Annotated in this window: 7 protein-coding genes; 5 read left to right on the forward strand and 2 right to left on the reverse strand. The window is 65.8% G+C overall.

The features are described 5' to 3' along the window. Nucleotides 1-96 precede the first annotated feature (96 nt). A complete protein-coding gene (gene ephH, locus ABW137_RS30880) occupies nt 97-924 on the reverse strand; it encodes an epoxide hydrolase EphH (RefSeq protein ID WP_526405888.1) in 828 nt (275 codons plus the stop codon). Nucleotides 925-984: 60 nt separating this feature from the next. Here ephH and ABW137_RS30885 point away from each other — a divergent pair, with 60 nt between their 5' ends. Genes ABW137_RS30885 through yhjD form a run of 3 tightly spaced genes read left to right on the forward strand, consistent with a single transcriptional unit; the run spans nt 985 to nt 3,890 of the window. Beyond that, a complete protein-coding gene (locus tag ABW137_RS30885; protein ID WP_526405890.1) occupies nt 985-1,797 on the forward strand; it encodes an exodeoxyribonuclease III in 813 nt (270 codons plus the stop codon). 16 nt (nt 1,798-1,813) lie between these two features. After that, complete coding sequence (gene trpS, locus ABW137_RS30890) at nt 1,814-2,836, forward strand: tryptophan--tRNA ligase (protein ID WP_526405892.1); 1,023 nt, start codon at nt 1,814-1,816, stop codon at nt 2,834-2,836. Nucleotides 2,837-2,864: 28 nt separating this feature from the next. Next, nucleotides 2,865-3,890: an inner membrane protein YhjD gene (gene yhjD / locus ABW137_RS30895; RefSeq protein WP_526405894.1), complete on the forward strand. Its 1,026-nt coding sequence runs from the start codon at nt 2,865-2,867 to the stop codon at nt 3,888-3,890. Nucleotides 3,891-3,945: 55 nt separating this feature from the next. Here the strand turns inward: yhjD and ABW137_RS30900 are convergent, their stop codons facing one another. Next, nucleotides 3,946-5,196, reverse strand: coding sequence for a D-alanyl-D-alanine carboxypeptidase family protein (locus tag ABW137_RS30900; protein WP_526405896.1), 1,251 nt, complete (start codon nt 5,194-5,196; stop codon nt 3,946-3,948). Nucleotides 5,197-5,395: 199 nt separating this feature from the next. Here ABW137_RS30900 and ABW137_RS30905 point away from each other — a divergent pair, with 199 nt between their 5' ends. Both ABW137_RS30905 and ABW137_RS30910 read left to right on the forward strand, forming a co-directional pair. After that, entirely contained in the window at nt 5,396-6,193 is a 798-nt protein-coding gene (locus ABW137_RS30905) for an IclR family transcriptional regulator (RefSeq protein WP_526405898.1), read from the forward strand. A 41-nt stretch (nt 6,194-6,234) separates the two neighbouring features. Beyond that, nucleotides 6,235-6,779 (forward strand): IclR family transcriptional regulator (locus ABW137_RS30910; RefSeq protein ID WP_526405900.1); only part of this gene is annotated, 545 nt, incomplete at its 3' end.

Below are 6,779 nucleotides of genomic sequence, written 5' to 3' on the forward strand. Positions count from 1 at the left end.
CAAGGATCTGGCCATGCTGATCGGGCCCGAGCAGGGCTACCAGACCAGCGAGGAGTATCTCGGCACGATCGCCGACGACCTCAAGAAGGCGCTTGGCTAGCCGGCGGATTGCGTCGGCGTGGCGTAGCGGTCCACGAAGTCGACGATCAGGTCGGCAATCCGGCCGGGCGCCTCGAACATTGGTATGTGCCCAACCCCGTCAAGCGTGGTGACCAGCGTGTTCGACGGCATATGGGCGGTGAAGTGCCGGGTGAACCGCGGCGTCGGCAACACTCGGTCCTTCTCGCAGATCACCAGGTGCGTCGGAACGTCGCCTTCGGCCAACTCCATCAGACCCGGCAACAAGAGCGCCTTGACCAGCAGCTGATAGTAGGCCGGACAGTGCGTGACGTCGTCGATGATGTCCATCAGGTCGGCCTCGCTCAGACCCTCGGCCGACGCACTGACCGGCAGGTACGCAATCCGCCGGCTGAACGGAAGTTTCAGCACGCGCGGACCCAGTGCCCGGGTCAACAGCCACACCGGCAGGCCCGCCACGAACTTCGCCACGATCTCGAACTTCGCCGGCGTGTAGCGGGTCCAGCCGCCTGCTGGCGCGATACCGGTTAGCGTGCGGGCCCGGCCGCGGCGCTCCAGCTCGAACGCCACCCAGCCGCCCAGCGAGTTCCCGACGATATGCGCGGTGCCCCAGCCCAGCGCGTCGAGCCGGCGTTCGACGTCATCGGCCAGCGACCGGGAATCCAGGAAGAACGGCCCGCGCGAACCGCCGTTGTGGCCCGGCATGGTCGGGGCGAAAACCTCGTAGCGGCCGGTCCCAGCAATCTGCGGCGCCACCTTTTTCCACACGTTCTGCGACATCATGAACGGATGCAGCAACAGCATCGGTTCACCTGAACCCAGGTGTATCGGTGCCCGCTCGGTCATGCAGCCGACACTAAAGGTGATACCGCCGGTATCGCAAGGCGCTGGATAGGGTCCATATCCGTGATCGTCAGCACAATCAACGTCAACGGCATCCGCGCCGCCGTAAAACAGCGGTCGGAGACGAACCGTGGCCTGCTGACGTGGCTCGCCGACACGACGGTCGATGTGGTGTGTCTGCAGGAAACGCGTGCCAACGACAACCAACTCTCGGCCGCGCTGAAACCCGCTCTGGTCGACGGCTGGCATCTGGCGTCGGCTGGCGCACATCTGAAGGGGCGCAACGGTGTTGCCATCCTCAGCCGGCACCCGCTTAGGGCCGTGCGCCACTTGGAGTGCGACGAATTCGCGTTGCATGGCCGCTATCTGGAGGCCGATATCGGCGACCTCACCGTGGCGAGTGTGTATATCCAGACCGGCGAGGCCGACACCGTCCGCCAACTGGAGAAGGAGCGTTTCATGGCCGCGCTGGCCAACCGGATGGCGGTGCTGGCGGGCGACGGGCGCGACGCGGTGGTGTGCGGCGACTGGAACATTGCCCACACGGAGAACGACATCAAAGTCTGGAAGGCCCGCGTCAAGAAGTCGGGGTTTCTGCCCAGTGAGCGGCAGTGGCTCACCGACCTGCTCGACACCGGCGGGGTCGACGTGGTGCGCGTTTTGCACCCCGGCGTGCCGGGTCCCTACTCCTGGTGGAGCTGGCGCGGCAGGGCGTTCGACAACGACGCGGGCTGGCGGATCGACTACCAGCTCGCCACGCCGGATCTGGCGGCGCGCGCCAGCGCCGCCCGGGTGGAGCGGGCCGCGGCCTATGCGCTGCGCTGGTCCGACCACTCGCCGGTGACCGTCGAATATCTGGCCGCTGCGCGGCCGTGAAAAGATTGGACCCATCATGAGCACCACGAACCGATCCCGCCACGTCGTCTTCTCCGGCGTGCAGCCGACATCCGACTCCCTGCACCTCGGCAACGCATTGGGCGCGATCAACCAGTGGGTGACCCTGCAGGACGAGTTCGACGCGTACTTCTGCGTCGTCGACCTCCACGCCATCACGATCCCGCAGGATCCGGAGCGTTTGCGACAGCGCACGCTGATCACCGCGGCGCAGTACCTGGCATTCGGCATCGACCCGAGTCGTAGCACCATCTTCGTGCAGAGCCACGTGCCCGCCCACACCGAACTCACTTGGGTGCTGGGCTGTTCCACCGGCTTCGGGCAGGCGTCGCGGATGACGCAGTTCAAGGACAAGTCGCAGAAGGAAGGCGCCGAGGCCACCACGGTCGGATTGTTCACCTACCCGGTGCTGATGGCGGCCGACGTGCTTCTCTACGGCAGCGACCTGGTTCCCGTCGGCGAGGACCAGCGTCAGCACCTCGAACTGTCGCGCGACGTCGCGCAGCGGTTCAATGCCCGCTTCCCCGACACGTTCGTCGTGCCCGAGCCGATGATCCCGAAGGCGACGGCCAAGATCTACGACCTGCAGGACCCGACCGCGAAGATGAGCAAGTCAGCCGCCACCGAGGCGGGCCTGATCAGCTTGCTGGACGATCCGAAGAAGACGGCGAAGAAGATCCGGTCCGCCGTCACCGACAGCGAGCGTGAGATCCGCTTCGACCGCGAGGCGAAGCCGGGCGTCTCCAATCTGCTGACCATCCAGTCCGCGGTCACCGGTACCGCCATCGACGCACTGGTGGAGAGTTATTCGGGGCGCGGCTACGGCGACCTCAAGGTCGACACCGCCGATGCGGTCGTCGAGTTCGTCACACCCATCAAGGCTCGGGTCGACGAGATGCTGGCCGACCCAGCAGAATTGGAGACCGCGCTCACCGCAGGCGCCGAGCGGGCCAACGACGTGTCTGCGAAGACGCTGAAACGGGTATATGACCGGCTAGGGTTTCTGCCGAAGCCTCGTTGACGAGCGTTCCAGCATCCAGGAGGCCGGCGTGACCGAACCGGCCAAGCCCGGCGTGATGGACCGGCTACGGGCCCGATTCGGCTGGTTCGACCGCGTCATGATCGCCCAGGAGCGCTACAACGACAGCAAGGGCGACTTCTACGCCGCCGGCATCACGTACTTCACGATCTTCGCGCTCTTCCCGCTGCTGATGGTGGGTTTCGCCGCGGGCGGTTTCGTGCTCAACAGTCGGCCCGAACTGCTCGACCAGATCGAAGCGAAGATCAAGGGCGCCGTGTCCGGAGACCTCGGCCAGCAGCTCATCCAGCTGATGGACCAGGCGATCGACGCACGCACCTCGATAGGCCTGATCGGGCTGGCGACAGCCGCGTGGGCCGGGTTGGGTTGGATGGCCAACCTGCGCGAGGCGCTCAGCCAGATGTGGGGCCATCAGCGGCTCGAGCCGCCGGGTTTCGTGCGTACCAAGGTCTCCGATCTGCTTGCGCTGCTGTCGGCGTTCGTCGCGATCGTGCTCACCGTTGCGCTCACCGCGTTGGGCAATGGGACGGTGATGCGCACCGTGCTGGAGTGGTTCGGCATCCCCGAATTCTTCGCGTTGGGCGTCCTCCTCCGGATCGCATCGCTGCTCGTCTCCCTGGCCATCTCTTGGCTGCTGTTCACGTGGATCATTGCGCGGCTACCGCGCGAGTCCGTGAGCTTTCGGAGTGCGATGAGGGCGGGGCTGCTGGCGGCCGTGGCCTTCGAGGTCTTCAAGCAGGTGGCGTCGATCTACCTGAAGTCCGTCGTCGGTGGGCCCGCCGGCTCTACGTTCGGTCCGATCATCGGGCTGATGGTCTTCGCCTACATCACGGCACGGTTGATCCTGTTCGCGACGGCGTGGGCGGCCACGTCGTCGGACAACCTCGCCGCCGCTCCCGTCGACCCGCCTGGTTCGGCAGAGATCGTCACCAGGGTGCAGATCAAGGAAGGGCTGGGTATCGGCGGCGCCGTCACTGCTGCGGCGGCCGGAGCGCTTGGTGCCCTTGGCCTTTCGCGGCTGACGCGTCGACGCTGAAGTTCAGCGGGTGGGGCGGACGCTGAAGTTCAGCGGGTGGGGCGGAAGCTGAAGTTCAGCGGGTGGGGCGGCGGTTCAACGACCTGGCCGCCATGATGAGGCCGAACACGATGATCGAGCCGACGACGCCGACCCCCACTCGGACCGGAGCGGCATCGGCCCCGGGGAGCGGCATGGCGACGTCCTGGGCGGGCACGTCGTCGCCCAGCGGCACCTCGTTCCTGGCCGTCAACGACGGATCGGGCTCGATGAGCGCGCCGATCTTGGTGCCGGGGGCCGTGGCGAAGCCGTAGTCCAGAAGATGGGCGGCCTGCTCCCAGGGTGCGATCGGTTGGCGGGTGCCGCGCAGCAGCACCGCCACCAACCGGCGGCCGTCGCGCTGGGCAGCGCCGACGAAGGTCTGGCCAGCGTCGTCGGTGTAGCCGGTCTTGCCGCCCATCGCCCCTGGGTAGTTGTACAGCAGCTGATTGTCGTTCTCCAGGACGTAACCAGGGCTGTCCTCGCCACCGTCACGGGCGGGATGGCCTGGGAAGTCGAACTTTTCGGTCGAGACGACGTCGGTGAACACGGCGTTCTGCCATGCGTAGCGATAGAACAAGCCGATGTCGTAGGCCGAGGTGCTCATGCCAGGCCCGTCGAGACCAGACGGTGTGGCAGCTCTGGTGTCTCTGCCGCCCAGCTTGCCTGCGAGGTCGTTGATCTTCCGCAGCGCGACGTCCATGCCGCCGAGTTGCCCTGCGAGTGCGTGCGCGGCGTCGTTGCCGGAGTGCATGAGCAGGCCGTGCAGAAGGTCGTTGACCGTGTACACGCCGCCCTGGTCGACCCCGACCCGGGTGCCTTCCGCCGCGGCGTCGTCGGCGGTGCCGATCACCTGCCTGTTGATGGGCAGTTCCTTGAGCGCCTGCATCGCGACGAGGACCTTGATGATGCTGGCGGGCCGGTGCCTGCCGTGCGGATCCCTGGCCGCTATCACGTCGCCGGTGTCCAGGTCGGCGACCAGCCAGGCTTCCGCCGAGATGTCGTCTGGCACCGGGGGAGTCCCTGGCGCCGTGATGATCCCGCATCCCGATAGGGCATCGCCGCCGAGAGGGCTGGCGGGCACGGGGAGTGGCTGGGGTGGATCGCCGGCCTCGGGCACCTCCGAGGAGTCGACGGCAGGCGGCGTTGCGACACGGTACGGGCAGGCGTCGTCGGCGCTGGCTATTGCAATCGAGAAGGGCACGCCGACGAACACGGGTGCGGTCGACAGTGCCAAGGCGGCAACGACGCAGGAGAGGCGGCGCGCGACCGATCCGTAGGTAGCCATCGTGTGTGCAGATTAGGAGATCGGCCGCCGAAATCCTCGGAGGCACGCTGTTGTCAGAGTGACTGAAGATGCAGATGTGCCACGACGGACCAGCGCTGCACGTTAAAGTGGAATACCATTCCAAAACGGTTTACCATTTCACTATCTCGGGCTACAGTGACTGGGCAGTGGCGTCGACTCGGACGGGAGATGGGCACGCATGGGCGCAGCCAGCAGGGGCCTCGCGATTCTCGAGCTGCTGTCGACCTCCCCAGGGGGCCTGCAACTCGGCGACATCGCGAAGAAACTCGACGTTCCGTCCAGCGCGACCCATCGATTGCTCACCGAACTTGCCGAGCAGGGCTATCTGCGTCAGAGCGCGCAGGACGGAACCTATGCGCTGAGCATGAAGATGGTGTCGTTGACGCTCAACTATCTCAGCCGGGTCGACCTGGTGGACCTCGCCAAGCCATCGATAGATCGGCTCGCGGCAGAGTCGGGAGCCCTTGCCCGCCTCGCGATTCCCGACGACGGGCACCTCACCTGGGTGCTCAAGGCTCAAGGATCCCGAGGCAACATACGGTACGACCCACCCATGGACTACAACATCCAACTGTCGTGCTCGGCATCCGGACACGCATGGCTCGGCACCATGAGCGACGAAACTGCGTTGGAGACGATGTTCCGACAGGGTCTGGTCCGAGAAGGCTTCGGGCCCAACGCACCTCGCACGATCGATGACGTCGTCGCCCTCGTCCGTAATGCGCGGGAACGCGGATATGCAGTGGTCCGTGATTCCTACGAACCGGGCGTATCGGCCATCGCGGTGCCCATCGTCAACCCGGAGCTCGGGATTGCCACGGGCGTGCTGAGCATCGCAGGGCCCAACGGTGACATGGACGTGGAGAAGCAGAACCGACTGATCCCATCGATGGAGAGAGAGGCGGCCCTACTCTCGTCTGCCCGACTCGACTACGCGAAATACCTATTGCCCGTTCGTGAGCGGGCCGCAATCTGAGAACGGGGCGGTGCAGTGTTGCCCGTTCCGACGAGGAGAAGATGGCAGGAAACGTAGGGACGCCGGGAAGCAGCGTGGCGAGCAGGTTGCTCTCGATACTGGCCTGCTTCGCGACCGTGACGCCGGAGCTGACGATGTCGGAGATCTCGAGCAAGACGGGTCTGCCCACGACTACGACCCGACGTCTCCTCGCGGAGTTGACCGACTGGGGTGGCCTCGATCGACTGGTCGACAACCGGTATCGAATCGGGGTACGACTGTGGGAGATCGGCGCTCTCGCTCCACAACAGCGGGGACTGAGGGAAGCCGCTCTCCCGCTCATGCACGATCTGTGGGCCGCCACCCACGAGAACGTTCAACTCGTCGTCCTGGATGACTGCGAGGCACTGTGCATCGAGAAGATCTCCGCGAGGACCGCCGTCGCGAATCGCACCGAAGTCGGTGGTCGGCTTCCGCTCCACGCCACCGCCGTGGGCAAGTGTCTTCTGGCCAACTCACCTCGCGACCTGTTGGTCGAGGTCATCGACCGGGGGTTGACGAGGCAAACCCAGTACACGATCACCGAACCGGGGCGCTTGGTGGCCGC

This window comes from Mycobacterium sp. (assembly GCF_040509115.1).
Taxonomy (GTDB): domain Bacteria; phylum Actinomycetota; class Actinomycetes; order Mycobacteriales; family Mycobacteriaceae; genus Mycobacterium.

Excerpts from the sequence above, each read along its gene's own strand:
- ephH (WP_526405888.1), bottom strand. The coding sequence starts at position 924 with ATGACCGAGCGGGCACCGATACACCTGGGTTCAGGTGAACCGATGCTG.
- trpS (WP_526405892.1), top strand. The coding sequence starts at position 1,814 with ATGAGCACCACGAACCGATCCCGCCACGTCGTCTTCTCCGGCGTGCAG.
- ABW137_RS30900 (WP_526405896.1), bottom strand. The coding sequence starts at position 5,196 with ATGGCTACCTACGGATCGGTCGCGCGCCGCCTCTCCTGCGTCGTTGCC.
- ABW137_RS30905 (WP_526405898.1), top strand. The coding sequence starts at position 5,396 with ATGGGCGCAGCCAGCAGGGGCCTCGCGATTCTCGAGCTGCTGTCGACC.